General features: G+C 63.0%; 24 protein-coding genes. 10 read left to right on the top strand and 14 right to left on the bottom strand.

Features of this window, described 5'->3' with window-relative positions; all coding sequences use genetic code 11:
* Positions 1 to 8: 8 nt before the first annotated feature.
* Positions 9 to 770: an SDR family oxidoreductase gene (locus tag RUH75_RS01735; protein ID WP_313801552.1), complete on the bottom strand. Its 762-nt coding sequence runs from the start codon at positions 768 to 770 to the stop codon at positions 9 to 11.
* 177 nt (positions 771 to 947) lie between these two features.
* Between RUH75_RS01735 and RUH75_RS01730 the strand changes: the two genes are divergently transcribed.
* A complete protein-coding gene (locus RUH75_RS01730; protein ID WP_313801550.1) occupies positions 948 to 2,636 on the top strand; it encodes an FAD-binding protein in 1,689 nt (562 codons plus the stop codon).
* 42 nt (positions 2,637 to 2,678) lie between these two features.
* On the opposite strand, the gene RUH75_RS01725 is transcribed toward RUH75_RS01730, so the two are convergent.
* Genes RUH75_RS01725 through RUH75_RS01695 form a run of 7 tightly spaced genes read right to left on the bottom strand, consistent with a single transcriptional unit; the run spans position 2,679 to position 9,176 of the window.
* Positions 2,679 to 3,443 (bottom strand): SDR family oxidoreductase, encoded by a 765-nt coding sequence (locus RUH75_RS01725; RefSeq protein ID WP_313801548.1) that lies wholly within the window; start codon positions 3,441 to 3,443, stop codon positions 2,679 to 2,681.
* A 25-nt stretch (positions 3,444 to 3,468) separates the two neighbouring features.
* Positions 3,469 to 3,909, bottom strand: coding sequence for a nuclear transport factor 2 family protein (locus tag RUH75_RS01720; protein ID WP_313801546.1), 441 nt, complete (start codon positions 3,907 to 3,909; stop codon positions 3,469 to 3,471).
* A 41-nt stretch (positions 3,910 to 3,950) separates the two neighbouring features.
* The gene (locus RUH75_RS01715) at positions 3,951 to 4,703 is read right to left on the bottom strand and encodes an SDR family oxidoreductase (RefSeq protein ID WP_313801544.1); all 753 of its coding nucleotides are present in this window, start codon (positions 4,701 to 4,703) and stop codon (positions 3,951 to 3,953) included.
* Complete coding sequence (locus RUH75_RS01710; RefSeq protein WP_313801542.1) at positions 4,700 to 5,827, bottom strand: Gfo/Idh/MocA family oxidoreductase; 1,128 nt, start codon at positions 5,825 to 5,827, stop codon at positions 4,700 to 4,702. Before RUH75_RS01710 ends, RUH75_RS01715 begins: the two co-directional genes overlap by 4 nt.
* Positions 5,824 to 6,678, bottom strand: a complete 855-nt coding sequence (locus RUH75_RS01705; protein WP_313801540.1) for a sugar phosphate isomerase/epimerase family protein — start codon at positions 6,676 to 6,678, stop codon at positions 5,824 to 5,826. Before RUH75_RS01705 ends, RUH75_RS01710 begins: the two co-directional genes overlap by 4 nt.
* A 4-nt stretch (positions 6,679 to 6,682) precedes the next feature.
* Positions 6,683 to 7,915 (bottom strand): DUF1214 domain-containing protein, encoded by a 1,233-nt coding sequence (locus tag RUH75_RS01700; RefSeq protein WP_313801538.1) that lies wholly within the window; start codon positions 7,913 to 7,915, stop codon positions 6,683 to 6,685.
* Position 7,916: 1 nt separating this feature from the next.
* Positions 7,917 to 9,176, bottom strand: coding sequence for a sulfotransferase (locus RUH75_RS01695; protein WP_313801536.1), 1,260 nt, complete (start codon positions 9,174 to 9,176; stop codon positions 7,917 to 7,919).
* A 110-nt stretch (positions 9,177 to 9,286) separates the two neighbouring features.
* On the opposite strand from RUH75_RS01695, the gene RUH75_RS01690 reads away from it, so the two are divergent.
* Positions 9,287 to 9,634, top strand: coding sequence for a helix-turn-helix domain-containing protein (locus tag RUH75_RS01690; RefSeq protein ID WP_313801534.1), 348 nt, complete (start codon positions 9,287 to 9,289; stop codon positions 9,632 to 9,634).
* Between the two features lie 30 nt (positions 9,635 to 9,664).
* Here the strand turns inward: RUH75_RS01690 and RUH75_RS01685 are convergent, their stop codons facing one another.
* Together RUH75_RS01685 and RUH75_RS01680 are read right to left on the bottom strand one after the other, a co-directional pair.
* Positions 9,665 to 10,837: a sulfotransferase gene (locus RUH75_RS01685; protein WP_313801532.1), complete on the bottom strand. Its 1,173-nt coding sequence runs from the start codon at positions 10,835 to 10,837 to the stop codon at positions 9,665 to 9,667.
* Positions 10,838 to 10,852: 15 nt separating this feature from the next.
* A complete protein-coding gene (locus RUH75_RS01680) occupies positions 10,853 to 11,011 on the bottom strand; it encodes a hypothetical protein (protein WP_313801530.1) in 159 nt (52 codons plus the stop codon).
* Between the two features lie 223 nt (positions 11,012 to 11,234).
* On the opposite strand from RUH75_RS01680, the gene RUH75_RS01675 reads away from it, so the two are divergent.
* Positions 11,235 to 13,796 (top strand): TonB-dependent receptor, encoded by a 2,562-nt coding sequence (locus RUH75_RS01675; protein ID WP_313801526.1) that lies wholly within the window; start codon positions 11,235 to 11,237, stop codon positions 13,794 to 13,796.
* Between the two features lie 106 nt (positions 13,797 to 13,902).
* Here RUH75_RS01675 and RUH75_RS01670 read toward each other — a convergent pair whose 3' ends face one another.
* Positions 13,903 to 14,649: an SDR family NAD(P)-dependent oxidoreductase gene (locus RUH75_RS01670; protein ID WP_313801524.1), complete on the bottom strand. Its 747-nt coding sequence runs from the start codon at positions 14,647 to 14,649 to the stop codon at positions 13,903 to 13,905.
* Between the two features lie 209 nt (positions 14,650 to 14,858).
* Here RUH75_RS01670 and RUH75_RS01665 point away from each other — a divergent pair, with 209 nt between their 5' ends.
* Together RUH75_RS01665 and RUH75_RS01660 are read left to right on the top strand one after the other, a co-directional pair.
* Entirely contained in the window at positions 14,859 to 16,118 is a 1,260-nt protein-coding gene (locus RUH75_RS01665) for an MFS transporter (protein ID WP_313801522.1), read from the top strand.
* A gap of 60 nt (positions 16,119 to 16,178) precedes the next feature.
* Positions 16,179 to 16,493, top strand: a complete 315-nt coding sequence (locus RUH75_RS01660; protein WP_313801520.1) for a hypothetical protein — start codon at positions 16,179 to 16,181, stop codon at positions 16,491 to 16,493.
* A gap of 148 nt (positions 16,494 to 16,641) precedes the next feature.
* Here the strand turns inward: RUH75_RS01660 and RUH75_RS01655 are convergent, their stop codons facing one another.
* On the bottom strand, positions 16,642 to 17,955 hold the full coding sequence (locus tag RUH75_RS01655) for a sigma-54 dependent transcriptional regulator (RefSeq protein WP_313801518.1): 1,314 nt from the start codon (positions 17,953 to 17,955) through the stop codon (positions 16,642 to 16,644).
* Positions 17,952 to 19,706 carry an ATP-binding protein gene (locus tag RUH75_RS01650; protein ID WP_313801516.1) on the bottom strand — a complete coding sequence of 585 codons (1,755 nt, stop codon included), beginning with the start codon at positions 19,704 to 19,706 and terminating at the stop codon, positions 17,952 to 17,954. Before RUH75_RS01650 ends, RUH75_RS01655 begins: the two co-directional genes overlap by 4 nt.
* Before the next feature lie 210 nt (positions 19,707 to 19,916).
* Between RUH75_RS01650 and RUH75_RS01645 the strand changes: the two genes are divergently transcribed.
* Both RUH75_RS01645 and RUH75_RS01640 read left to right on the top strand, forming a co-directional pair.
* Entirely contained in the window at positions 19,917 to 21,257 is a 1,341-nt protein-coding gene (locus RUH75_RS01645) for a dicarboxylate/amino acid:cation symporter (protein ID WP_313801514.1), read from the top strand.
* Between the two features lie 68 nt (positions 21,258 to 21,325).
* Positions 21,326 to 22,765, top strand: coding sequence for an alginate export family protein (locus RUH75_RS01640; protein WP_313801512.1), 1,440 nt, complete (start codon positions 21,326 to 21,328; stop codon positions 22,763 to 22,765).
* A gap of 21 nt (positions 22,766 to 22,786) precedes the next feature.
* Here the strand turns inward: RUH75_RS01640 and RUH75_RS01635 are convergent, their stop codons facing one another.
* On the bottom strand, positions 22,787 to 23,575 hold the full coding sequence (locus tag RUH75_RS01635) for an SDR family oxidoreductase (RefSeq protein ID WP_313801510.1): 789 nt from the start codon (positions 23,573 to 23,575) through the stop codon (positions 22,787 to 22,789).
* Between the two features lie 241 nt (positions 23,576 to 23,816).
* Here RUH75_RS01635 and RUH75_RS01630 point away from each other — a divergent pair, with 241 nt between their 5' ends.
* Genes RUH75_RS01630 through RUH75_RS01620 form a run of 3 tightly spaced genes read left to right on the top strand, consistent with a single transcriptional unit; the run spans position 23,817 to position 25,943 of the window.
* Positions 23,817 to 24,896, top strand: a complete 1,080-nt coding sequence (locus RUH75_RS01630) for a Rieske 2Fe-2S domain-containing protein (protein ID WP_313801508.1) — start codon at positions 23,817 to 23,819, stop codon at positions 24,894 to 24,896.
* Between the two features lie 12 nt (positions 24,897 to 24,908).
* Positions 24,909 to 25,772 (top strand): SDR family NAD(P)-dependent oxidoreductase, encoded by an 864-nt coding sequence (locus RUH75_RS01625; protein WP_313801506.1) that lies wholly within the window; start codon positions 24,909 to 24,911, stop codon positions 25,770 to 25,772.
* Between the two features lie 45 nt (positions 25,773 to 25,817).
* Positions 25,818 to 25,943 (top strand): hypothetical protein, encoded by a 126-nt coding sequence (locus RUH75_RS01620; protein WP_313801505.1) that lies wholly within the window; start codon positions 25,818 to 25,820, stop codon positions 25,941 to 25,943.
* Positions 25,944 to 25,959: the final 16 nt, after the last annotated feature.

Genomic DNA, 25,959 nt, shown 5'->3' with positions numbered 1-25,959 from the left:
AAATCCCTCTAATCGAAATTGGCCTGGCCGCCGTCGAGCGGAATGGTCGCGCCGGTCAGATAGCCGAGGTCCGATCCGCACAGAGCCACGATGGCGCGGCCGATATCTTCCTCCAGCCGGCCGACGCGGCCGAGCGGGATGGTGCGGAAAAATGCCTCCGCTTCTTCCGGATTATTTTCGATCCACCATCTGAGGCCGGGTGATTCGGCATGGGGGGCGATTGTGAGGACGCGGATATTGTCCCGCCCCCATTCGGACGCGGCGGCGCGGGTCAGCGCCCGGGTCGCCTGTTTGATCGCGCCATAGCAGCCGTAAGTCGCCATGTCCCATCGGATGCCCGCGGAGGAGGAGAAGTTGAAGATCGTTCCGCCGCCGCGCTTCGCCATGTGTGGATGGACCAGCTTCATCAGCCGGAAGGATGCGAGCGGACCGGATTCGAACCCTGCGGCAAAGGCATCGTCCGACACGTCATCGATCAGGCCAAGCGGGACTTCCTGAGCATTGTTGACGAGGATATCGACGCCGCCCAGATCGCGCGCGGCGGTTTCGACCGCGCGGGCAAGATCTTCTGCATCCTTGACATTGCAGGCGACGGGAATGGCGCGGACTCCGCGTTCCGCGACCAGCCCTGCCGTCTGTTCCAGCTTGCCTGACGTACGCCCCGCAAGCAGCAGGTTGACGCCCTCGCTAGCCAGGGCAAGCGCGATTCCCTGACCAATGCCTTGTCCCGCCCCAGTGATCAGCGCTACCTTGCCTTTTAGAGCCGCCATCGCACTCCCCTCGCCTGATCGTAGAATATATTTCATCATACTACGCATAAAGTTGACTTTATGGCAATAGAAGCCGCATTATGCGTTTAGATTGTAGTGCAGGAGTAAGGGGGTGGCCGGAATGGCGCGACCGACTTTCACTCTGCGGGGCGAGGCAGGATTCGGAAAACGACAAGCATGAGCAACTGGGACAAGGAAGTCGATATATTGGTGGTGGGATCGGGCGCGGGCGGCTTGCTGTCGGCGCTGGTCGGCGCCGACAACCGCGCGGATGTCCTGATTGTCGAGAAGGCGGCGCTTTGGGGCGGCACCTCGGCGACATCGGGCGGCGGCATCTGGATTCCAGGCAGCGATCCGGCGAAAGCGGCGGGCTTCGAGGATGATCCGGACGATGCCTTCACCTATTTGCGGGCGCTGTCGGCCGACAACGTGCCGGATGCCAATATCCGTGCCTATGTCGACAATGCCGCCCCGATGCTGCGCTGGGTCATGGCCAACACGCCGGTCCAGTACATGGCCTTTCCCTATCCCGATTATCATGCCGAAAATCCGGGCGGATCGGCGCAGGGATTTCGGACGCACCTGCCCATGCCGATCGACGGCAGGCCGCTGGGCGCGGATATCCGCAAGCTGCGTTTCGCATCTCCGGCGGCCAGCCTGTTCGGTTATCTGAACTGGCATTTCAGCGAGACTTATGAACTGCTCTACCGGGCCAAGGGATGGATCAGGCATCTGGTTGTGAACATGAGCAAATATTGGCTGGACCTGCCCTTCCGCCTGACATCCCGCAAGGATCGGCGGCTGACGCTGGGCAACGCGCTGACGGGCGGGTTGCGCATGGCGCTCAACCGGCAGGGCGTGCCGCTCTGGCTGGAAACGCCGCTCAGGGATCTGGTGCGCGAAGGCGGCAAGTTGACGGGCGCGGTCGTGGAAAGGGACGGCAAGCCCTATCGCATCGGCGTGCGCAAGGGCGTGGTGCTGGCGGCGGGCGGCTATGACAAGAATCAGGCGATGCGCGACGGCCATTCGCCGCTTTATCCCGCCGCGCGATATTCCGGCGGCGTCACGAGCAATACCGGCGACAGCATCCGCGCGGGCGAGGCGGTGGGAGCGGGGACGCTGAACATGCAGTCGGCCTGGGCCGCACCGGTTTTCCATGTACCGGGCGAGGATCGCGGACGGTTATGCACCGTAGAGCGCGCGCTGCCGGGTTGCATCATGGTGAACCAGCGGGGCGAGCGTTATCTGAATGAGGCGGCATCCTATCATATCGTTGGCCAGCAGATGGCGCGGCGCCAGGCCGACCATGGCGATGCATCCCCCAGCTGGATGATCTTCGACCATGAATATCGGCATAAATTTCCTATGGGTCCGCTATATCCGCTGATGCCGACCTTCCTGCACAGCAGGGCCGTGCGCCGGATATTGAAGCAGGGGCGGTCGATCGAGCAACTGGCCGGAAAGATCGGCATGGACCCGGCGGCGTTGTCGGCGACCGTCGCCCGTTTCAACATGCATGCGGCGAAGGGCGAGGACCCGGAATTCCACCGGGGCGAGGCCGCCTATGACAAGATGTATGGCGATCCCCGCCATGGTCCCAATCCCTGCCTGCGTCCGCTGGACAAGGGCCCCTATTACGCCATGCCGATCTATCCGGGGGATATCGGGACCAATGGTGGCCTCAGGACCAACGCCCATGCGCAGGTCGTCGATGAGGCGGGCAAGCCTATTCCCGGCCTCTATGCGGTGGGCAATAATGCGGCGTCGGCAATGGGGGAAAGTTATCCGGGCGCGGGCGTCACCATCGGGCCGGCGATGACCTTCGGCTATGTCGCGGCGCGGCACATGACAGGCGGGAATGCCTGATTGCAGGGGGAGGGGCGTTGCCCCTCCCTTCAATCCGGAAGATCAGACCTGATCGGCCCGGAGGATTGCGTCGCTGCCGCCGTCGATGAAGATGATCTGGCCCAGCAGATAATGGTTTTCCATGCCCAGCAGGAAATCGATCAGCTCGGCAATCTCCTCCGCCTGGGCATAGCCCTCCACCGCGATCGGATTGCTCTGACCGATCAGCTTCACCATTTCGGGCTGGTCCAGCAGCGGCGTGGTCATCGGCGTGGTGACGACGCCTGGCCCGACGCCGTTCAGCAATATGCCGGCGCCCGCCCATTCGGGGCGCACCGCCGCTCGCCGCAGCCAGAGCGACAGGGCGTTTTTGGAGGTCGCATAGGAGCTTTGCGGTTCGGCCGCCATGGCGTCGAGCGCGCCCGCTTCATCCCCGGCCAGACACAATTCCACCACCTGACGGTTCGCAGGAAGGAAGGCCGCGGTGGAGCAGATGGCGACGGCGCGCGGGCGCGGTGATCCGGCCATGAGCGGGCGCAATCCTTCCAGCGTGGCCAGCGCGCCGAAATAGTTGATCGCCACTGTTTCGCGCGGCATGTCCCCGCGCGAAATGCCGGCCCCGGCCAGCACCGCGTCGATGCCGCCGGGGGCGAGGCGGGCGACTTCGGCCACCATATGCGCGCGGCCAGCCTCCGTGCCCAGATCCGCCTCGATATCCGCTTGCCGCAGATCGACGCCGATGACGTGCTGACCCGCGTCTTTCAGCCGCTTCGCCGTGGCGGCGCCGATCCCCGACGCAGCGCCCGTTATGACAATAGTTCTGTTCATTTCATTCTCTCCTGAATAAATCCATTCAACCGAATACGTCCATCGATCCGATCAGCGCGCGATTGAGCTTGAGCCGCTCAGACAGCCTCCAGCGTCCGTCGATCCGCACCCAAAGGTCGTGATAATCGCCGAGCGACCGGAAATTGGGCTCCGGGGCGTCGTTCCGGCCCAGATGCATGTCGCTGACGTAACAGCGGCTCCGTGCCCGATCCCCTTCCGCGTCCACGATCAGATTGCCGAGCAGATGCTGGGTCGTGCCGCATGCGTCCAGATATCGGCGTATCGTGGCGATGATCGCGTCGCTGCCGGTCAGCGTGCCGGTGCCGTAATCGGCGGTCGCATCATCGGCAAGAATGGCCCCGATCGAGGGCCAGTCGCGATCGTCCATGGCACGGGCGAAAAGCGTCAACTCACGGCCGATTTCATAATGGGCCAGCATGGCCTGGGCGGTCATGATCGCGTTCATCCCTGTTTCATCCCTTTGGCAGGCGGTGCGCCGTCCATGATCTATCCCGACACCGTATAGCCGCCATCCACGGCCAGCGTCTGGCCAGTGATCCATGCGGCGGCGGGGCTGGTCAGGAACAGGATGGCGCCAGCAATATCCTCCGGCTCGCCCAGTCGTCCCAGCGGGGTGCGGGCCAGGGCCGGCGCGGTCCATTCCTTCTGCGCGAAGGTGCCCGCGGTCATCCGGCTGCGGGTTATGCCTGCTGCCACCGCATTGACCCGGATGTTGCGCGGTCCCCATTCCACCGCCAGCGCACGGGTCAGGCCCAGAAGGCCGGTCTTGGCCGCGCCATAGCCGGGCACGATCGGAATGCCGAAAAAGCTGCTCATCGATGCGATGCCGATGACCGAAGCGCCGCCATCGATCCGGCTTTCAGCCAACAGGCCGATCGTGCGCCGGGTCATGCGGAAGGCGCCGACCAGCAACATGTTGACGGCGCGGGCGAAGACATCCGGATCATATTCGTCAAGGCCGATGCTGGGCAGCGCCATGCCCGCATTGTTGATCAATATATCGAGCCGGGGGAGGGCTGCCGCTGCCGCGTCGATGCTCGCTCCATCCTCCACGTCCATGTGCAGATAGCGATAGCCGCCGAGGTCCGCGTCATAGTCGGTCGCGCTGCCGCGCGTACCGGTGATGGTGACATCCGCGCCCGCCTGCCGATAGGCTGCTGCCGTCGCGGCGCCGATGCCGCTGGTGCCGCCCGTCACCAGCACATGCGCGCCAGCATAGTCATGATGGACGCGGCTCATGGCTTTTCCACCGCCACCCAGCGTCCTTCGGCCGCCGAGCGGCGGGCGGCGTCGAGCACGGCCTGGCCTGCCGCCGCATCATGGAAATCACCTGCCGGATCGGGAAGCGGTGGCGTGCGCCCTTCGATCCGCGCCTTAATTTGCCCGAAAAGCTTGGCATAGGGGGCGACATCGAAGCCCTGCGTGTGCCAGCGGTCCATTTCGGTCTGGATCAGTTCCCTGATGGCGAACGGTTCGGGGACGGGGTTGACGAGTTCGGCCGGCATGGCGATCCGACGCTCGCCGTCCGCATTTCTGACCCACACTTCCTCCGGATCGCCAAAGGCCGCGCCGGATTGAATCCATGCCGCGCCCTTCGTGCCGGCCACTTTGGTCGCCATGACGAAGGGCCCCGGAAAGCACATTGCTGCCTCCATCACGCCCCGGCAGCCATTTTCGGTGACGAACTGGACATTGTAATAATCGTCCGACGTCATGGCGGGGCGGCCGGTGGAAAGCGTGCGAAGAATGGCGCTCACCGCCACGATCTCGCCCAGCGTCGTGCGTACCTGGTCTATCATGTGCGTACCGAATGCACCCAGAAAGCCGCCGCCTTGCGCTGCATCGGTCCACCAGTCGGCAAGTGGTTCCCGGTCACCGCCGCCCGGCTGCTGATAGATGCGGCTGAACATCAACGGCTCGCCGATCATTCCATCCTTCACCAACCGGCGGAGCAATGCCTGCGCGCTGTCGAAGCGAAATTCCGCGCCCAGTGCATGGACGACCCCCGCTTTTTCCGCCGCCGCCAGCATGTCGCGGGCCTGATCCAGATCCCTGGCGAAGGGCTTTTCGCACATCACCGCGCGGCCGGCGGCGATGGCTTGCATAACCGGATGGTAATGGGCGTGGGGCGGGGTGGCGACCGTCACCAGCCGGATCGCGGGGTCATCCGCGAGCACGCGTTCCAGATCGTCGGATGCGACCGGAATGGCGAGCGGCGCGGCGCGCTCGGCCGTGCGTTCGCGATCGCGGCCGACAATGGCGCGCACCTCTATCCCGGCGTTGCGCAGCGCGCGGACGTGGGTGAAGAGGCCGAAGCCGGTTCCGACCACGACGGCGCCCATGGGTTGGCCTTGCTCGCTCATGCTTCGTTCCTTGCCCGTTTGATGATGGCGCGCGTGGCGGGCGCCCAGTCGCGGATCACCTCCGCAATGGGAAGCGACGCCATTTCGCGCGTGAAGATTTCTACCGAAACCGGTGCGACGCAGCCGATTTCGTCCAATGTGCGGACAAAACCAAGGAGGTCGAGACTGCCTTCGCCCGGTGTCAGGCGGCCGTTCATCGTCTCCTGCATCAGGTCGTCGCTCGCCTTGGCGGGCGCATCGTTGATCTGCACCGTGTGGATGCGCGAGCCCGGAATGGCGGCGAGCAGGTCGAGCGAGGACCTGCTGCGAAAGAAATGCCAGCTGTCGAGGGTCAGGCCGCCATTGGGCCTGCCCGCCATCTGCACGATCGCCCAGGCACTCGCCAGATCGGGAATCCCGCCAAAGGGCAGGAATTCGATATGCGCCTTCAGGCCGTGGTCCGCCGCCCGGTCGCAGACATGGGCGAAGGCTTCCGCCGCTTCGTCGAGCGCGTGCGCAACGCCTGTCATCTCGACCGCCGTTACTGATGATGCGCCGATCCGTGCGGCCGTTGCGATCACGCGCTCCGGAGTCAGGGAGCGCAGCAGCGCGGCCATTGGACTATCCTCGCCCATGCGTCGGTGCGATGGCAGCCAGCAGGCAGTGCAGTCCATTTCCCCGATGCGCAGGCCATGATCTTCGATCCGGGCGCGGATTTCGGCGGCGTTCATCCCCTGTTGTTCCAGCGACCAGATATCGCGGGGCATCAGCGAAATGCCTTGAAGGCCTGCCTCGCGCGCCGGCGCGAGCCGATCGAGCAACGGCACATGGATGAAGGGTGGACTGGAGAGGACCAGATCGGTGGAGAGCATGGTTTCAGTCCACGAACTGGCCGGTATCGACGGCTTCAGCCGGATCGAGTGCGGCGACGCCGTCACGATCCAGTTGATCGAGCGGCAGCCGCCACAGCCTGACCGGCGGGGTCACCTGCGTCTGGACGAAGCGCAGGGCCCATTGGCCCTTGTCGTGGCCGAAGCTGTTCACCCAATTGCCGCCCGCGCCCGGATCGCGTTCGGCGATGACGATCCGCACCCTTCCATCGGACACCGCGATGAAGCGGTTGTTGTTCACCCAGCCATTGCCATCCTCGAACGTGTCGAGATTTTCCTGCCAGATGTTGCAGATCTGGAAGTTCCAATATTCGCAGGGCGGCGGGGTGAATTCCAGCACCAGCGCCTCATCGGGCCGCTTTTCCCAGCCGCCGAAGGCGACGTGGCGGTCGGGCACGCCACCGTTGGACAGATATTGCGCGCGGCTGAAGTCCAGCCGGTTGAGTCTGGCCGAGAAATGGCCCTGATCGCCCTGCCACCAGTTGTGGACCAGTTCGGCATAGCCCAGCACATTCTGGCCCGCCCAGGCGAGGTTGTTGGCCATCAGCGCAGGGGTGAGGGGTTCAGGCGCGGCGCCGTCCATCCGTTCTATGGTCATGGCGGGCGCGATCTGGGTGGCGCGATCGCTCCAGACCAGCCGGATCAACATGCAATTGGTGTCGCGGTTGAGCTTCAGCCAGTTCTTTCCCGGTCCGGGATCGTCTTGCGACAGGATGATCTCGAACGAGCCGTCTTCGGCACTGAAGAGGTGCTGGCTGGCAAGGAAGCCGGTGGTCTTGAGGTTGGACGGATCGAAGCTTTTGAGGCCCTCCAGCCCTTGTGGCGCCCAATCCTGCGCGCCCGGATCGGTCGGGGCGGGCGCCGTCAGCACCGCCATCACGAAATAGGGGATGGTGCCGCGCGTGCCGGTGATGCGGTAATCGCGCGCCTCGTCGAACTGGCACATCATATGGTCCTGATCGACCGTCTGGAAATTGATCGACTGTCGCCAGACCATGTCGCGCAGGCGGGGGCGGGTCGGTTCGGCATTCTCCACCAGCCGTTCGAGGCCGGAGCGGGTCAGGCGCGTGAGGAAACGATACCATTCGGCGCGATCGAGACGGGAGGGCCGGTCGCCGAACCGGTCGATCAGACGGCCCGCGACCTTGAGGGTTTCGCAGAAATCCTCCCATGCCGCGCCGGAAAGCAGGCGTTGGGTCGCCTTGTCTTCGGCGTTCATCTCAATTCTCCTGCCTGACCGGGAAGCGGTCGTAATAAAAGGCGAAACGGTCGCGCAGCATGGCCATGTCGACGCCGAACACGCCCTCCAGATCATAGGCAACACGGCCCTGGGCATGGCGCGGATTGTCGGCCAGATAGTCGAGCAGAGCGCGCTCCGCCTGCAGTGTCAGCGGGAGGCCGGCCAGATCATAGACGCGGCGCATCATGCCTTCCTGATCGGCCATATAGTCGTGGAACAGCACGTCGAGCGACTGGTCCGGACCCCACAGGTCGCGCTGATCGATGCAGGCGCGCAGCAGCCGCTCGATCCGCTCCGCCCAGTGTCGGGCAAGGCCCGGCGGGTCGACCGGATCGCGGCGGATGCGGTCGCCATAGCCGAGCATGGTCGTCAGCGACCGCAGCACCGCCACCGGATCGCGATGGGTAACGACCAGCGTGGCGTCGGGGAAGACGGCCTTCAGCGCACCCAGATTTTCCATATGCTGCGGCGATTTCAGGAGCCACCGGTTCGGCCCCCGGAACCAGCTGAGCACCTGAAGCACCTTTTTTTCGTAACGATAGCTCGGGGTGCGATCATGCGCGAAATAATGGTCGATCCAGCGCGGGATGCGCGTCTGGAATTCCCAGCTGTAGCAGTTCACGTCCATGTAGAGCAGTTCATTATCCTCATGGATCGAACCGGCCTCCATGCCGTGCATTGCCGCCATATGCGGCAGCATGGATTCGAAATGCCGCCAGAACTCGGCGCTTCGCACCTGCCGGGGGTCCGGCGTGCCGGGTGGGGAAGGGCGCGCGCCGGGCACCGGTTCTTCCGATTCCCAGAGGGAGAGCGAGCGCAGCCGTTCGTCGCGCGCCAGCCAGTTCACAAGATGGGTGGTGCCCGACCGTGGCAGTCCCGCGATGATCAGCGGTTTTTCGATGGGGATGTCGAGAATTTCCGGATGCCGTTTCACCAGATCCTCGATCCGCAGGCGATTGGCCATTACCCGGATCGCATGGCTGATGATGGTGATGCGGCCGCCGCGTGTGAGCCCTTCATCCTCCGCCAGAGATTGCAGCACGACCGCCAGCCGCTCGCGAACGCCGCTATCCTCGCCAAAGTCGGAAAGGCCGCCGGTCAGGGCACTGGCGCGGGACAATATCCCGCCCACGTCCATGTCCGCGTCGAAATCGGCTGGTCCCCATCGCGCGGCGACGATCGCGGGGGTCAGGCGCGGCTGTGCCAGATCGTCGATGATGATGTCCCGTGGCGCGCTCATGCTGACGTTCATCGCTCTCCATCCATTTGCATTGATGCGTTATAAATTACATCATTTGCTACGCAAATACAGATATTATTCTATCACTAATGTGAGATTATCGTTCAACTGTGACGCAAATTTTCTCAACCTCCCCGCGTCCGGCGCAACAGCGCGGGTCTTGTACCTGGACGGTGCTGGCGGCGGCGGACAGCCCGGCTGCGCGTGCCTCAGTCGCTGCGCCGCGATCACGGCGCAGCCCGTCGTCGCCCTGGCGGAGCGGCTGGACGGGGATGGCCTTGTCGGATCACGCGGCGACCATCCGCCTCGAACGGGCGCAGGACATGATCCGCGCGGGCGCATTGCCGATGAACCGGATTTCGCGGATTTTGGGATTTGCGACCGCCAGCGCCTTCAGCGCGGCCTTCCGCAGGGCGACAGGCCTGACGCCGCGCCAGTTTCGGCAGGGCTTTCACTGACGGGCTTGTCCGCGCCGATGTCCTTCTCCGTCAGAGGATATAGCGTTGGCGATAGGTGGCGAAGGCGTTCTTGATCGCCTCTTCGTCCAGCCCGAAGCGTTCCAGCGTATAATCGTGCATCGGCCGTTGTTCACGCTTGTTGCCCGCGAGAAATTCGGTCAGCGCCTCTTCCAGCCGATTGTCGAGGGTGATGCCGAAGCGGGACAGCACGCGTTGCGCCTGCGCCATCGGGTCCTTGCCGACTTCGCGATAGTCGATGTCGATGAAGCGGTGCTCTCCGATCCGGGTGCGGGCGGCTTCGAACATCCGCATCCATTCGGTGAGGCGCGGGAACCAGAATTCGCCCACTTCCCGGTCGGTCAGCGTCGCGCTCAGCTTGTAGAGGGCCGCCTGCATGGAAACATAGGAGGGCACGGTCTGTAGCGGATCGCGATGCGTCATGATCAGCAGCGCTTCGGGGAAGGCCTTTGCGGCGACCTCCGCATAAGGCAGGTTGGACGGGCTTTTGAGTATCCATTTGGCGCCGTGGCGCGACGGGTCCTGCCACTGGAGATATTGGAGGATGGTCTTGAGATCCTCATGTCCCCTGGACTGGTCATAGCCGTTCAGCCAGCGGGTGAAGCCGGGCACGAAGTTCATGCCCTCCACCATCGTGCTGACGAACATCTGGCCCAGCACCAGGATTTCCTCGTCCGGCGCATCGGGTTCGAGCGGATGAATGGAGGCGAGTTCGGGCGCCAGTTGCAGCCAGCCGTCGATCATCGCCTGCGCATAGGCGCGGCGTTCGACCGGATTGCCCCGTTCTTCCCCGGGGAAGGGTGCGAAATTCTGCGCCTCGTACCAGCGCAGGCCGGTCATGCCCGGCGCGCTGGCCAGCAGCCGCTGGAAGATCGTGCTGCCGGTGCGTGGCAGGCCCAGGATGATGCCCGCGACTTCCACCTTCTCGTCCAATATTTCCGGGTGGCGCTTGATGTCGTCGATCATCCGCAGGCGGCTGACCAGCCCCTTGACGATGACTTCGATGGTGGATGCGCGGCCGGCAGGCGTCAGGCGGCCTTCGCGATTCGACGCATCGAGATAATGGTCCATCGGCTCCAGAAACCACGGATCGCCGAAATCGGTCAGGCCCGCCCTTTCGCGTGCCTGCGCCAGCAGGTTTTCGCGGTCGAGAAGGGTTTCGGTCTGGTGCGGCTGTGTCGCCATATCTGTCGCTCTTCTTCAGGTTCCGGTAGCGGACTCAGGGTCAATCGCTCCATGGGATAATGCGTAACAACTTTCAAACTTTGCTCTGTAAAAAGCAATGAGATATTTAATTTTTGCCCATTTTATGGCGATAAACATGTAATTTGTTTTGACAAAAATACGCATATCGGCCATTGTCCATTAATGCTCGATCACCCTTGGTTTCTTGGGTGGCCGGGCTTCGATGGTCCGGTTGCCCATAAATATAATGGTGGAGAAGGTGGTGGCATCTCGCGATGCTGAGGGCGGATGGCAGGCGTGTCCCGTGCATTCCCGCCCGAGCAGGCTCCTTTCCCCCGCATGAACCATGGACCGCATAAATTCCGGCTCTTCAGACCGGATGCATTGGGAGAGAGACATGAATTCTGGCGTTCCCCGGATTTCCTTGAGACATAATGGCTGGCTTCTGGCCAGCGTCGCGCCCGCGACATTGTTGTTCCCCTGCCTGACAAGCGCTCAGGTGGCCGATCAGGCAGCGAGCCAGGGCGGCCCGGCCGCCATGACTGAAATCATCGTGACCGCGAATCGGCGCGAGGAGCGCGGGCAGGATGTCCCGATTGCGATCACCGCCCTTTCGCCCCAGCGGCTGGAACAGCAGGGCGTCAACAAGGAGCAGGATCTGCAGGCCAGCGTGCCGTCTCTGGTGGTCGGCCCGAACGGTCAGGGATCGCGCGATTCCAACTCCTTCACGATCCGCGGCCAGGGCGCCACCTTTCAGGCGTCGCCGGGCGTGGTCGTTTACATGAACGAAGTGCCGCTGCCCGCTGGCCTGACGCTCAGCCAGCAGGGCGGGCCGGGCAATTTCATCGATCTTGAAAATATGCAGGTGCTTTCCGGTCCGCAGGGCACGCTGTTCGGTCGCAATACGACCGGCGGTGCGGTGCTGCTGGTGCCCAGGAAGCCGGGCGATGAGTTGGGCGGCTGGATCAAGGGCGAATATGGCAATTACGATCGGAAATATGTCGAGGGCGCGCTCAACCTGCCCGTCAATGACAAGCTGGCGATCCGCGTCGTTGGCGCCTATCATGATCGCGACGGCTATACGCGCGACGTCGTCTGGAACAAGGATCGCGACAACGAACATTGGTATTCGGGCCGCATCGGCATAATGTTCAAGCCGACCGAAACGATCAGCAACTATACCATGGCCTATGGCGCCTATTCCAGGAACAACGGCGCAGGCCTGATCCACAAAGGCTTCAATATTCCGGCCATGGCGGGCATCGGCCTGTGCGCGAACCTGCCGGTGGGGGTCGTTGGCGGATATTCGTGCGATGTCTATCGCGCGACGACGGCGCAGGCCGACGCATGGGGACCGCGCAAGACCGGCTTTTCGACCGATACTTTTTCGAAGATTCAGACCTGGGGCATCAGCAACACCACTGATATCGAATTTTCGGATGAAATCACGCTGCGCAACATCGTCAGTTATCAGAAGATGAAGGTCGGTTATCGTTATGACGGCGATGCCACCGTGCTTCAGCAGCATGACAATGATCCGGGCGTCCTGCCGGCGCCCGGCGTCGTGACCCTGCCCGGTACGCCGTTCCCGGTGACCTACAGCTTCCCTACCCTGTCGAGCGAGCTGCCGCGCGATGATTTCCGTGTCTGGTCGGAGGAGTTGCAACTTCAGGGGAAGATGCTCGATGGACATCTGGACTGGACGATCGGTGGCTTCTATTTCGATCAACGGCCCGATGGTCTTCAGGGCACGCGATCGAATGTCTATTGCATTGCGCTTCAGACCGGGCAGTGCGAACCCAATGTTCAGCAATATGGCACCAGCACAGTGTCCAAGGCTCTTTATGGGCAGGCAACGCTGAATCTGGGCGCGGTTTCACCGTCGCTGGAAGGGGTCCGTCTGACTGGCGGTTATCGCCAGACCTGGGACCATGTGTACGGCTTTGCGACCCAGTATAACAGCAGCAGCCTGCTGCCTGCGGGTTTCGTGGTCTGCGGCAAGGACAGCAGTCTGATCGTGCCGGTTGCCACGGCGCTGTCCGATTGCCGCTTCGAAGGGTCGCAGCGGTCAAGATCGCCATCCTGGCTGGTCGGCCTCGACTATAAGGTCACGCGCGACCTATTGCTTTATGGCAAGGTCAGCCACAGTTACAAGGCAGGCGGATTCAATCCCTATGCCGTGTTCTTTGGGCAAAATGGCGCTCCCGACACCCGTTCCTTCGGGCCGGAAGAAGTCACCGTCTGGGAAGCGGGCATCAAGACCGACTTCCGCGTGGGATCGGTGCCTTTCCGTTTCAACATTGCTGGTTATACGACCGATTACAAGGGCATTCAGCGCGCGGCGGGCGACTTCAATCCGGCGACGGGGGCAAGCGGCGCAAGGACGTTGAACGCCGACGCGCGGATCAAGGGCGTGGAAATAGAGGCGTCGATGCGGCCTTTCCGGGGGATCGAGATCGGCGGCAATTTCAGCTACACCGATGCCAAGTACAAGGATTACCGATATGTGTCCGGAACAGGCACGGTGGCCTGCAACGGCGTCGTCGCGCCGGGCGGCACGGCCGATGCATCATGCCTGCCGTTCCAATATGTTTCGCCTTATATCTGGAGTTTCCATGTGTCGGCCGAGCAGCCGCTGGCAGATAACATGGGCACGCTGGCCTTCTATGCCAATTATTCGCACACCTCGCGCCAGTTTACGGAGGCAGTCAATCTGCCGCAGAACCAGCCCGGCGCCTATCTGGAGGCTTTCGGCCTTCTCAATGTCTCGCTCGACTGGCGCAAAGTCGGTGGATCGGGATTCGACGTCGGCCTGTTCGCGACGAACCTCACCAACAAGCTCTATCGCATCTCCAACTCCGACGTTTATCAGTCGGGCAGCCTGCTCTACCAGGCGACGCTTTATGGCGAGCCGCGCATGTATGGCCTGCGCGTGAAATACAGCTTCGGCGGGGGCTGAGCGGATCGGGAACGGGCCGGCGGGTCCGTTCCCATATGCCGTAATCGAAAAGGCCGGCGGCTGAATCCAGCTTCCGGCCCTTTTGCTTTGTCCAATGCCGCTCGGTTCAGCCCGCGGTCTGCCCTCCATCGACCGCGAAGGCGGCGCCGGTGATGCGGCGGGCCTCCGCCGATGCCAGGAAAGCCACGGTGTCGGCGATGTCCTCCGGCACCGCCATTTCGCCGCCGTCAAGCCATGAGGCCGAACGCATCACCATCTGCCAGTCGATATTTTCGGGCGGAGCCTGTTGCACCATCGGCGTGGCGACGCCGCCGGGGCAGACGGCATTGATGCGGACGCCTTCCTTGGAAAATTCCAGGGCCAGCGCGCGGGTCAGGCCCACCACGCCATGTTTGGAGGCGGTATAGGCTGAGTTATAGGGTACGCCCACCAGCCCGGCGGCGGACGCCATGTTGACGATATTGCCGCGCCGCTGGATCAGATGCGGCATCGCCGCATGGCACATTTGATAAACACCGGTCAGGTTGATCGAGATCACCCGATCCCAGCGGCTTCGATCGACATCGGCGAAGCGGCCGAAATCGAGTACGCCTGCGATGTTGCAGAGAATGTCCAGACCGCCATGCAGGCCGACCGCATGGTCGATGATCGCCCGGCAGGAAGCTTCGTCGGCGACGTCGAGCGTCATGCCCGTGGCGTCCTGTCCGATCGTTCCGGCGACATCCTTGACGCCGGCGGCGTTGCGATCGCCGATGACGACCTTCGCGCCTTCCGCCGCGAGCCGTTTCGCGACGGCTTGTCCAATGCCCGAAGCGGCGCCGGTTACGATGGCGATCCTGCCTTTCAAACGCATCGATACTCTCCTTGGCCTTATCCGATAAGAATCAGTAATTTTGTCTTATTACTACGCATTTCGATAATATAATTGGAAAAAACGTGATAATCGCGAATATAATTGAGATGAAATGATTCGATGAGAAGGGGATGCCTGAAATGCCTCCCATCCCATCCGTCCAGAATGTGAAGCGTGATCACGGGCGTAAAATCAGGAGGCAGAGGAAAATGGACGCAGGCTCTTATGGGCGTACCGCAGCACCGGCCGCGACGGCGCATTCCGGACAGGGGCGTTTCATGGTGGTTCGCGCCTTTCTGGCGCAGAATGTCGCGGTCGGATGCGCCTTCGGTGCGTTCGGCGTTTCGGTTCTGCCCCTGCAGGAACGGTTCGGCGCAAGCCGTGGCGGCGCGACGCTGGCGCTCGCGCTTTGCGTTCTCGTCATGGGTCTGGTCAGTCCATTGATCGGCGCGCTGATCGGGCGGATCGGTTTGCGGCGGATGATGACTATCGGCACATTGGTGTCGGCTGCCGGCTATGCGTTGCTCGCGGTGGCGCCCAACATGACGGCGGTGCTGCTGCTTTATGCCCTGCCCATTGGGGTTGGCCTTGCCATGTTCGGTCCTTTCCCCGCCAGCGTGCTGGCCAGCAACTGGTTTCCGGAAAATCCGGGACCGGCGCTGGGCATCGTGAACATGCCGCTGTTCATCGCGCTGCTGCCCGTCCTTGGCCTGATCCTGATCCGCGATCATGGACTTGCCGTCTTCTATCTGGCGCTTGCCGGGTTGCACCTGCTGATCGTGCCGTTCATGCTTGGCGTGTCGGATGGACCTGTGAGCAGGGACCGTCCGCACGCCGTTGGTCATGGGCATGTGGCGCATGACATGCTGCCCGCGCGCGCGGTGCTCTGCCGGCCCGTTTTCTGGGCGATGTGCGTCGGCGCGGGTTATCTGAACGCGGCGGGCATTGCGGGTGTATCGCATCTGGCCGCTTTCGCCGCCGAGAGGGGCGTGGCGGGCGACGATGCCGCGCTGTTGCTGTCGATCATGGGGGGCGCCGCCATCATCGGATCGCTGGTCGTTGGCCTGCTCTGCGGCCGGCTGGGTGCGGCGCGTGCTCTGGCGCTGATTGCCGCGGCGCTCTGCCTCAGCTGGTTCGTGCTATCCGCGACGCTGGCGTTCGCGCCGATGGCGGCAGCGGCCTTGCTGATGGGCGCGGGCGGCGCGGGGGTGTTCCCCGCGGTCAACATGCTGTCAGGGCGTGTGTTCGGTCAGGATTCCCTGCCGCGCGTGATCGGTCTTTTCGGCCTCTTCACCCTGCCGCTGACCTTCTGCCTGCCGCCGTTGGCGGGCGTGTTGCGCGATGCGGCGGGCAGCTATGGCCCGGTTGTCCTGATCATCATCGGCGGATCGGCTGCCGTCGCGCTGGTCTTTCTCATGATGGGGCGCGGGGCGCCGCGCGCCATCATCACCGACGCCCGCACGGCATGATGACCAGGCAATATCATGAGGGCGTTTCCTGATCCGCCGTTCCAAAAAGGAGGACATGCCATGATCCGCATTGATATTCCCGGCGAGGATGCTGCGAATCCCCATGGCTATGCCGCCCGTACCCATGGCCGCGGCGGATGTCTTTTCAAAGGCAGTGTATCAACACAGCATCTGTCCCTGCGCGAATTCGAGGGCGCCCGTTCGCGCATCGCGCAGATCAACGGTTGCATCATATGTCAGCAGTTTCGCGCGGCGAAGGACGCGCCATCGATGTTTGCCGCCACCGGAGTCCGGCCCGGTCATCTGATCTGCGACAATGGGCCCGCGCCTGACGAGGGTTTTTACGCCGCCGTCGAAACCTGGCGCACTGCGTAGCGGCCTGGGTCGGGTGGCTCATGTCCTGGGGTTCGACAGCGTTTGCCTGCCCTTCGCCGAAGCCATGGAATAAGGGGGGAAGTGATGGCTTAAGGAAGGCCGGCCGGACCGTGCCCAATCTCGGCCACGGCGGTCCGGGTCCGTCTGGCTAACGATATGAGCTGATATCTATTCCGTGGCGATGCAGCTTGTCGTAGAAGGTTTTCCTGGGCAGATGCAGCGCCGCCATGGCAGATCGCGCATCTCCCCGCACCCGTTCCAGAACCTTGCGGATGACTGCTGCTTCATAATTTTCGACGCGCTGGCCGAGCGAGAGATGCTCCTCGCCTTCGCTCCCGTCCCCGTGCATGCCCAGCAGGATGCGCTTGGCGTAATTGGCAAGCTCGCGCACATTGCCCGGCCAGTCGTGCTCGGTCAGCCTTGCCCGAACCTCCGCGCCCAGTTGGGGCGCCTCGCGTCCCATCTGCTCCGCCGCCTGATGCAGCAGATAGCCGAACAGCAACGGCACATCTTCACGCCGGTCGCGCAGCGGCGGGATGCGCAGGCGCACCATGTCCAACCGGTAACGGAGGTCGGCGCGAAAGCGCCCTTCCGCCACGCTCGTTTCGATGCCGGGCTTGGTCGCCGCGATCACGCGGATGTCGAGCGGCTGGGGTTGGTCCGCGCCGACGGGATGGATTTCCCGTTCCTCCAGAACCCGCAGCAAGGACCCCTGGAGCCGGGCGGGGCTGCTTTCGATCTCGTCAAGGAACAGGGTGCCGCGATGGGCGCGGGCGATACGGCCTGACTGGGTGAGTTGCGCCCGCCCTTCCTGGCCGAACAGATCAGCCTCCGCGATGGTGTCGGGCAGTGCCGCGCAATTGATCGCGACGAAGGGGCGGCCCCGTCTTCGGCTCCAGCGATGGAGCAGCGTCGCCACCAGTTCCTTGCCGGTCCCCGTCTCGCCTTCGATCAGCACGTCGACCTCGGCATCGGCGATCTGGCGCATATTTTCGCGCAGGCGGACCATGGCCGGGCTCTCGCCGATCAGCGGTTCCCCCGCGGCGCTCTCGTCCGCCGCTGCGCGCAGGCGGCGGTTGTCGAGCACCAGCTGCCGCATTTCCAGTGCCCGTCGCGCGGACGCGATCAGATGATCGGTCGCAAAGGGCTTGGCGATGAAGTCGAAGGCGCCCTGTTTGAGCGCCGATACCGCCATGGACACGTCGCCATGGCCGGTCATCAGGATGACGGGAATCTGATGGTCGATCGCGGCGATGCGGCGGAACAGCTCCAGCCCATCGATGCGCGGCATCCGGATGTCGGAAATCACGGCGCCATCGAAGCCGGCGTCGAGGCGGGCCAGTGCTTCTGCCGCATCGGCGAAGCATTGGACCGGCAGGTCCGCCAGTTCGAAGGATTGTGCCAGCGCCGTGCGCAGCGCATCGTCATCGTCGATCAGCAGGAGGGAGGGTGTGTCGGTCATGCCTTCGCCAATGTCATGCGGAACAATGTGTGTGGATCGTCGGTGACAAGATCGAGCGCGCCGCCAAATTCCACCATGATGTCGCGCGCGATATGGAGGCCCAGGCCCAGGCCGCCCGGCTTGGACGTGGCGAAGGGCATGAAAAGATCGTCGCGCAATGTTTCGACTATGCCCGGCCCGCTGTCGCGGACATCCAGGAACAACCGGTCGCCCCGATCCGTCAGCATGACCTCCACCCAGCCATCGGGCTGGCCTGCGACTGCCTCCAGCGCGTTATGGAGCAGGTTCACCAGCACCTGCTCCAGGCGGATGCGCCCGGCGCGAACGAGCAGCGCCGGATCAGGCCGGGGCAAAGTCAGCCGCACCCCGGCGCTGCGGAACCGGTCCGTCACCAACAGCCGGACGCCATCGATCGCATCGACCAGCGGCACGGGCCCGATCTCCCCGACGCCGCGTCGGGCATAGCGGCGCAGCTGCGCGGTGATGCTGCCGATCCGGTCCGTCATGGCAACGATCTCGCGCAGGTTCGCGTTCGCCTTGTCAGGCTGGCCGCGCCCCAGGAACAGCGCGGCATTTTCGGCAAAGGTGCGGATCGTCGCCACCGGCTGGTTGATCTCATGAGCAACCCCGGCGGAGATGGTGCCCAGCGTTCCCAGCCGGTTGGCATGGGCCAGTTCCTCGCGCGCCTGGCGATAGCGGCGGTCGGCCAGCGTGCGTGCCTCCATTTCATGGGCGAGTGCTTCGGTCCGTATCGCGACCTCCTGCTCCAGCCGGGCACGATCGCGCGTGGTCCGGCGGCGGCGCGCGGCGATCCGGAAGCCTGTGGCGATCAGCAGCAGCAGCAATGTCGCGAACAACAGGGTCGCGATCCGGACCTGACGCGCCGCAGCGGTCAGCCCGGCTTCGATCGGCACGACATGATAGAGGCGCCAGCCCGCCACCGGCACGGCCAGGCTGGCCGTCATCGCCTGGCTGCCGTCGCGCAGCCGGGTCGCACCATCCCGTGCCATCACCATGCCAAGAGGCGTCAGCGGCGCGCCGCCAAATTGCAGCGCGCGCTGGATGCTGGCGCGTGATGCCAGGGGCACGGCGTGGAGCGCGTGGAAGCGGCGGGAAGGATCGCTGCTCAGAAGCAATATGCCATTCTGGTCGGCGACGAAGGTCCAGGCGCGGCGATCCGCCCAGGCGCGTTCGATCGCATCGAACTCCACCTTGACGACGATGACCCCGATCGGCCCTTTTGGCCCTTCGACCCGGCGCGACAGATAGAGGCCGGGGCGGTGGCTGACCGTGCCCAGCGCGAAATATTCTCCGCCGCCCTTATGCCAGCCGAGCTGATAATAAGGGCGGAAGCTGTAGTCCTGCCCGATGAAGCTGTTCGGCTGGCGGGCATTGGAGGCGGCGATCGACAGGCCCGATGCATTCAGGACATAGATCGCCGCGGCGCCTGTCTTGTCGGCGAGCAGGGCCAGCTTGTCGTTGAGCGCGACATCGGCACGACCCGACAGGAGCGCGTCGCGCACGTCGGAATATTCGCCGAGCACGACCGGGATAAGGCGGAATTTCTGTAGCTCCGATTCCAGCAGGCGCAGCATCGAGCGGGACTGCGCTGCGGCGTCGGCGCGTTGATCCGTCAGATATTGGCTGCGCACTGCCTGTCCATAGCGGTCGACGAACAGCCAGCAGGCCGCCAAAACCGCGCAAGCGATGAGAAGCATCGGCCACAGCCGGAAGACTCGGGAGGCGGTCATTTGTGCGGATTATCACACAAATGGGAAAAGAACGATGTGGAAAATGGCACGAACGGAGCGGCGCGAGAGCAGTTGGAATGGTAATTTATCTATGTTTAACAACTATTTGCAGGAAATTCCAAGGGATTCTTGCCGGCCGTCGCTGACGGCGCGAGGCTATAGGGGATCGCGGGCAGCATAGCCTGTAATCGCGGAGATGGAGCGCCTGCAATGATCACACAGAATTTTCCGGCAGCCGATACGCCGTCGAGGAAAAAGCGCGGTTTCGCCTCGCAACTTTACGTGCAGGTGCTGGTTGCGATCATGGCGGGCGCGTTGCTCGGCCATTTCTGGCCGGCCTATGGCGAAGCGCTGAAGCCGCTGGGCGACGCTTTCATCAAGCTGGTGAAGATGATCATCGCGCCGGTCATCTTCCTGACCATCGTCACCGGCATTGCGGGCATGAAGGAACTGGGATCGGTCGGTCGCGTGGCGGCGAAGGCCTTTGCCTATTTCCTGACCTTCTCCACCCTTGCGCTGGTGGTCGGCCTGATCGTCGCCAATCTCGTCCGTCCCGGCGCGGGCATGAACATCGATCCGGCGACGCTCGACAGGGCGGTTATCGCGGACTACGCCGCCAAGGCGCATGACAGCACGCTGACGGGCTTCCTGCTGGACGTCATCCCTTCGACAATGGTGGGCGCCTTTACCGGCGGCAACATCCTTCAGATCCTGCTGATCGCCATTTTGTTCGGCATTTCCATCAGCCTGGTGGGCGAACCGGCCCAGCCGGTCCTGCGCTTCATGGAACGGGTCAGTCTGGTCGTCTTCAAACTGGTGTCGATCCTGATGCGGGCGGCCCCCATCGGCGCATTCGGTGCCATCGCCTTCACCATCGGCAAATATGGCATCGGCAGTCTGGCCAGCCTGGGCGCGCTGGTTGCAACCTTCTATCTGACGTCTGCCCTCTTCATCATCGTGGTGCTGGGCACGGTGGCGCGGCTCACGGGCTTCTCGATCTTCAAGTTGCTGCGTTATCTGAAGGCGGAACTGCTGCTGGTGCTGGGCACCTCCTCCTCCGAAGCGGCGTTGCCCAACCTCATTGAAAAAATGGAACGGGCGGGCTGCGATAAATCGGTGGTCGGGCTGGTCGTGCCGACCGGCTATAGTTTCAACCTGGACGGCACCAATATCTACATGACGCTGGCTGCCCTGTTCATTGCGCAGGCAACCGGCGTGGAATTGACGCTGTGGCAGGAAATCCTGCTGCTGGGCGTGGCGATGCTGTCGTCCAAGGGCGCGGCAGGCGTCACCGGCGCGGGTTTCATCACGCTGGCCGCGACGCTCTCCATCGTGCCGACCGTACCGGTGGCGGGCATGGCGCTGATCCTGGGCGTCGACCGCTTCATGAGCGAATGCCGCAGCCTGACCAACTTCATCGGCAATGCGGTGGCGACCATCGTCGTCGCTCGTTGGGAAGGCGCGCTCGACCGGAAGAAGCTGGACGATGCCCTGTCGGGGCGTCTGTCCACGGCCACCGCCGAGGCGGCGCCTCAGCTGGCGGCCGCCTGATACCAACTGAAACATGAAGGAAGGCGCGCCCCTGCAAAGGTAGCGCCTCCAAAAATGGAGAGGATAAGATGATTATTCGCCCGTTCTGGGGCCTTGCGGCGCTTGCCTGCGCCAGCCCCGCTTTGGCGGAAACGCCCCGGTCCGCCGACTATCCCGTCGCGGCGCAGGGGGATGGCGCGGTCGTCAACGGCTATAATCTCTCGCGCTGGGCCGAAGACTGGCGTGTCTATCGCGATCCCGCCAAGCGCGACGACCTGCTTGACCGGCTCAAATATCTGCCGCTCGATCCGGATGGCGACATCTATCTGACGCTGAGCGGCGAGGCGCGGCTGCGCATGAACCTGACCAGTAACCCGCAACTGATCGAAGGACCGGAGCAGCGGCAGGACATCGTCCGTCTGGTTGCCGGTGCGGACCTGCATGTGGGCGATCATCTGCGATTTTATGGAGAGGTCGCCCATGGCCAGATCGGCGGCAAGAATATCGGCACGCCGTCGGGCACGTTCAGCAACAGCTTCGTCTACCAGCAATATTTTGCCGAGGCGAAGGGACGGATCGACAATGTCGACCTGGGCATACGATATGGGCGGCAGGAATTCACGGACGGGCCCAACCTGCTGATTTCCCAGCGGGACAACAACACCATCCGCTTCGTGCTGAACGGCACCCGCGCCTGGGCGCGAACGCCCACCATGCGCGCGACGCTATTCGATTTCGAAACCACCGATCTGGGCAATGGCGGCCTGGGCGATGACGTGCCGGACAGGAACCGGCGTTTCAGCGGCATTTCCGCCGGTTTCGTCCTTCCGCAGCACTGGCTGGGCGGATCGAAGCTGTTCTTCGATCCCTTTTTCTGGCGGCGGCGCAACCGGGTCGGCACCTGGGGCGGCGTGGTGGCGCCGGCGGTGCGCTATTATGCCGGAGCGCGGTTCTGGGGCGATATCGGGCGGCTCAATCTCGACTGGACCCTGGTGCACCAATATGGCGAATTCCAGGACCGGCCGATCAATGCATGGCAGGCCTTCTTCGCGCAGAACTGGCGTCTGGGGGAGGGTAAGGCGGCGCCCAGGATCGGCCTGCATGCCGATTATGGCAGCGGCGGGGGCGGCTATGACAAGGGCACGCTCCGCAATGCCTATGCGCCCTATGGCAACAATGTCTATTTCAGCTACGGCCTGTTCCTGACGGCCACGAACATGATGGCGATCGCGCCGAATATCAGCTTCAGTCCGACAGACAGGCTGCGGGCATCCGTCGAATATCAGTTCACATGGCGGGACGATGAAAAGGATGCCGTCTATCGCGCCAACTACACCCCTTATGTCGGGACCGAAAAGGTCGCGGGCAAGGCGGTCGCCCGATTGTTGCGCGCGCAACTGGTCTACAGCCTTGCGCCCCGGCTGACGCTGACGATGCGCACGGAATATCTGCGGGCAGGAACGGTGCTGCGGCGCGCCGGCTATGCCAATTCGGCGTTTCTGGGCAGCTGGATCAGCTTCCGCTTTTAGAGCGTATCCAGGCAGGGACAATCAGGGCGCCATCCAATGTCCGCCGTTGACGTCGAGCGACGCGCCGCTGACCACGCGGGAATAATCGGAAATCATCATCAGCACCGCGCGAGCGCAGTCCTCCTCGGGCGGGATGATGCCGATCGGAATGTCCCTGGTGATGCCGGCGATGACGTCATCGCGTTTGAAGCCGGCATTGACCTGCGACTGGATATGTCCTTCCACCGGCTCGCCATGAATCCAGCCCATGCGGCAAGTATTGACGCGGATGCCGAAACGGCCAAGATCAGTCGACATATATTTGCCGAGTGTATTGAGCGCGCCTTTGGCCACGGCATAACCCATCTCCATGCCATGTTCGCCCCCATAGGGCCGCACCGTGGCCATGGTGGACACGTTCACCACGGCGCCGCCATCGCGTAGATAAGGAACGCAGGCGCGGGTCAGTCGCAACGCGCCCAGGCAATTGACGTCGAACGCTCTGGTGAGATCAGCAAGATCGCTGTTTTCGATGAAGCTCCAGTCACCGTGATAATAAGCGCTGTTGACCAGGCCATGGATGCGGCCGCCAAATTCGGCCGCCGCGTCCTTTGCCAGGGCAACGCACTGGGTTTCATCGGACACGTCGCAAGGGATCGCGATGGCCCGTCCGCCTTTGGCGAGAATGTCATTGCGGACTTCTTCGAGGAAAGCCTGGTTGCGGGCCGCCAGGACGACGGACGCCCCCTCTGCCGCGGCGATCCGGGCCAGCGCCTGTCCCATGCCGGGGCCGACTCCGCTGATGATCACGACCTTGTCCTTCAGCAGCATGGCGTCTCTCCTGTTTTCTGCGATGCAGGCGCGCGCGAAAGTCGACGACCCGCCTGTGTCCCCCGATCCGCGCTGATAAGGTAACAAATTGATAAAATCAATGCGCCAAAAAGCTATATTATATGAAAAATATATCAATATGCGTAGAAATATCATATATTTTTGACATATATGATCGGCTCGTGCTGGCGTACCGCTGTCCTTCATGCTAGTTTGCCGCTGCAAGCGAGAGGATTATATCATGGCAAAGTCATCGGACTATCGTTTGGGTGAGTTCGAATTCCCCCGTGGATGGTTCATGGTGGGCGAAAGCGTTGAGGCGACGGCGACGCCCCGGGCGATGCGCTATTTCGGCCAGGATCTGGTGATGTATCGCGGCGAAAGCGGCGCGCCTTATGTGGTGGAAGCCTATTGTCCGCACATGGGCGCGCATCTGGCGAAGAACACGACATCCTATATCGTCCGCGACGGTCAGCAGATTCAGGGTGATTCGATCCGGTGTCCGTTTCATGGGTGGCAGTTCGGTCCCGACGGCAAGTGCAAGAACATCCCCTATTCTGACTTCGTTCCCAAGGCGGCGAACCTGAAGACCTTTCCTGTCGTCGAGCGGGCGGGAACCATCTGGATGTGGTATGATCCGGAAGGTCTGGAACCCAATTTCGACTTGCCCGATTTTGGCGGTCATTATGATGCGCCAGGCTGGGTCAACTGGAAGATCGACTATATGGGCGATCTGGACATCCATCCCATCGAGGTGGTCGACAATATGGCTGATTACGGCCATTTCGTGCCGATCCACGGCGCCAAGGACTTCGTCTACTTCGCCAATGAGTTCAAGGAGCATGTCGTCCACCAATATTATGCGGCGGGCCATCGCACGCTGACGCTGAATCCCGAGGATGTGTTGACGCTCGACACCTGGTACACCGGTCCGTCGATCCTTCAGTCCGAGATGGAGGGCACCTTCAACTCCTTCATCATGATCACGCATACGCCGATAGAGGATGGCAAGATTCGGGTGTGGCACGGCCTGATGGTGCAGGTGAATGACGGATCGGCGCCGATCACCGATGAACTGCGCGCCGGAGCGCTGGAATATCAGGAGGGCAGCCGCCTGGCCTTCGCGCAGGATGTCGAGATCTGGCAGAACAAGCGCGCTTGCCTGAACCCGATGGTGGTTCCCAATGACGGACCCTATGGCAAGGTCCGGATCTGGTACAGGCAATTTTACAATCCGCGCGCCAAGGCGCCGGAATCGCACAAGCGGACCAATGGCATGCATGTGACGCTCGATAAGCGGAACAGCACCGCCGCGGCCTGAAGGGGACAAGAGATGGAGAGGAATGAACGTCCGGTGGCGATCGTCACCGGCGCCAGCCGTGGGGCGGGCCGTGGCATCGCGGTGGCGTTGGGCGAGCAGGGCTATCGAGTCTATGTCACTGGCCGTTCGATCCGCGAAGGGGATGCTACCTTGCCCGGCACGATCGGTTCGACGGCGGCGCAGGTCGATGCGGCTGGCGGCGAGGGGCGGGCGGTGCAGGTCGATCATGCCGATGACGCCGCGGTGGCCGCCCTGTTCGACCGGGTGCGCGAGGAAAGCGGGCGGCTCGACATATTGGTCAATAATGTCGCGGCGCTGCATGACGATCTGGTAAAGCCCGGCCCCTTTTGGGAAAAATCGACTGGATTGGCCGACATTCTCGATGTCGGCCTGCGTTCGCACTATCTGGCGAGCTGGCATGCTGCCCGGATGATGGTTCCGGCGGGGCGCGGTCTTGTCGCCTTCACCTCTTCCTTCGGATCGGTCTGTTACATGCACGGCGCTGCCTATGGCGCGCAAAAGGCGGGCGTGGACAAATTCGCCGCTGACATGGGTGTTGATTTCCGGGGCACGGGCGTCATCTCGATCGCGCTCTGGATGGGGCCGTTGATGACGGAACGCAGCGCCCAGACGCTGGCGGAACATCCTGAACAATATGAAAAATTCATGGCCGACGCCGAAACGCCCGAATTCAACGGGCGGGTCATCGCTGCGATCCATGGCGATCCCCGGCGCGACGAACTCAACGGCCAGACGCTGATCACCGCCGAAATCGCGCAGCGCTACGGGATCACCGAAGCTGGCGGGCGGACCCCGCCATCCTATCGCGCCATGCTGGGCGAACCGCGCATTCCCCATCCGGCCATCGTAACCTGAACAGGGCCTGGCATGGGAAAAGGCATGCAGCCGGCACGGTGGAAGATGTCGACAGGAAAGTATATGATGATCCCCGACAGGATCGCTGCCGTGACCGTCCTGCCGGCATGCGAGAATGGAGGGCCCATGAATGATGTCATGGCGCGCGTTGACGGCGGCATTTACGCCTGAACGGCCGCGTGGCGTG

The organism is Sphingobium sp. (assembly GCF_032153725.1).
Classification (GTDB): Bacteria; Pseudomonadota; Alphaproteobacteria; order Sphingomonadales; family Sphingomonadaceae; genus Sphingobium.
The sequence above is the reverse complement of the archived record's forward strand: the minus strand, read 5'-3'. Positions and strand labels throughout refer to the sequence as shown.

What these genes read in the sequence shown, in the direction of transcription:
- RUH75_RS01735 (WP_313801552.1), bottom strand. Translation starts at nt 770, where the DNA reads ATGGCGGCTCTAAAAGGCAAGGTAGCGCTGATCACTGGGGCGGGACAA.
- RUH75_RS01730 (WP_313801550.1), top strand. Translation starts at nt 948, where the DNA reads ATGAGCAACTGGGACAAGGAAGTCGATATATTGGTGGTGGGATCGGGC.
- RUH75_RS01725 (WP_313801548.1), bottom strand. Translation starts at nt 3,443, where the DNA reads ATGAACAGAACTATTGTCATAACGGGCGCTGCGTCGGGGATCGGCGCC.
- RUH75_RS01720 (WP_313801546.1), bottom strand. Translation starts at nt 3,909, where the DNA reads ATGAACGCGATCATGACCGCCCAGGCCATGCTGGCCCATTATGAAATC.
- RUH75_RS01715 (WP_313801544.1), bottom strand. Translation starts at nt 4,703, where the DNA reads ATGAGCCGCGTCCATCATGACTATGCTGGCGCGCATGTGCTGGTGACG.
- RUH75_RS01710 (WP_313801542.1), bottom strand. Translation starts at nt 5,827, where the DNA reads ATGAGCGAGCAAGGCCAACCCATGGGCGCCGTCGTGGTCGGAACCGGC.
- RUH75_RS01705 (WP_313801540.1), bottom strand. Translation starts at nt 6,678, where the DNA reads ATGCTCTCCACCGATCTGGTCCTCTCCAGTCCACCCTTCATCCATGTG.
- RUH75_RS01700 (WP_313801538.1), bottom strand. Translation starts at nt 7,915, where the DNA reads ATGAACGCCGAAGACAAGGCGACCCAACGCCTGCTTTCCGGCGCGGCA.
- RUH75_RS01695 (WP_313801536.1), bottom strand. Translation starts at nt 9,176, where the DNA reads ATGAGCGCGCCACGGGACATCATCATCGACGATCTGGCACAGCCGCGC.
- RUH75_RS01685 (WP_313801532.1), bottom strand. Translation starts at nt 10,837, where the DNA reads ATGGCGACACAGCCGCACCAGACCGAAACCCTTCTCGACCGCGAAAAC.
- RUH75_RS01680 (WP_313801530.1), bottom strand. Translation starts at nt 11,011, where the DNA reads ATGGCCGATATGCGTATTTTTGTCAAAACAAATTACATGTTTATCGCC.
- RUH75_RS01675 (WP_313801526.1), top strand. Translation starts at nt 11,235, where the DNA reads ATGAATTCTGGCGTTCCCCGGATTTCCTTGAGACATAATGGCTGGCTT.
- RUH75_RS01670 (WP_313801524.1), bottom strand. Translation starts at nt 14,649, where the DNA reads ATGCGTTTGAAAGGCAGGATCGCCATCGTAACCGGCGCCGCTTCGGGC.
- RUH75_RS01665 (WP_313801522.1), top strand. Translation starts at nt 14,859, where the DNA reads ATGGACGCAGGCTCTTATGGGCGTACCGCAGCACCGGCCGCGACGGCG.
- RUH75_RS01660 (WP_313801520.1), top strand. Translation starts at nt 16,179, where the DNA reads ATGATCCGCATTGATATTCCCGGCGAGGATGCTGCGAATCCCCATGGC.
- RUH75_RS01655 (WP_313801518.1), bottom strand. Translation starts at nt 17,955, where the DNA reads ATGACCGACACACCCTCCCTCCTGCTGATCGACGATGACGATGCGCTG.
- RUH75_RS01650 (WP_313801516.1), bottom strand. Translation starts at nt 19,706, where the DNA reads ATGACCGCCTCCCGAGTCTTCCGGCTGTGGCCGATGCTTCTCATCGCT.
- RUH75_RS01645 (WP_313801514.1), top strand. Translation starts at nt 19,917, where the DNA reads ATGATCACACAGAATTTTCCGGCAGCCGATACGCCGTCGAGGAAAAAG.
- RUH75_RS01640 (WP_313801512.1), top strand. Translation starts at nt 21,326, where the DNA reads ATGATTATTCGCCCGTTCTGGGGCCTTGCGGCGCTTGCCTGCGCCAGC.
- RUH75_RS01635 (WP_313801510.1), bottom strand. Translation starts at nt 23,575, where the DNA reads ATGCTGCTGAAGGACAAGGTCGTGATCATCAGCGGAGTCGGCCCCGGC.
- RUH75_RS01630 (WP_313801508.1), top strand. Translation starts at nt 23,817, where the DNA reads ATGGCAAAGTCATCGGACTATCGTTTGGGTGAGTTCGAATTCCCCCGT.
- RUH75_RS01625 (WP_313801506.1), top strand. Translation starts at nt 24,909, where the DNA reads ATGGAGAGGAATGAACGTCCGGTGGCGATCGTCACCGGCGCCAGCCGT.
- RUH75_RS01620 (WP_313801505.1), top strand. Translation starts at nt 25,818, where the DNA reads ATGTCGACAGGAAAGTATATGATGATCCCCGACAGGATCGCTGCCGTG.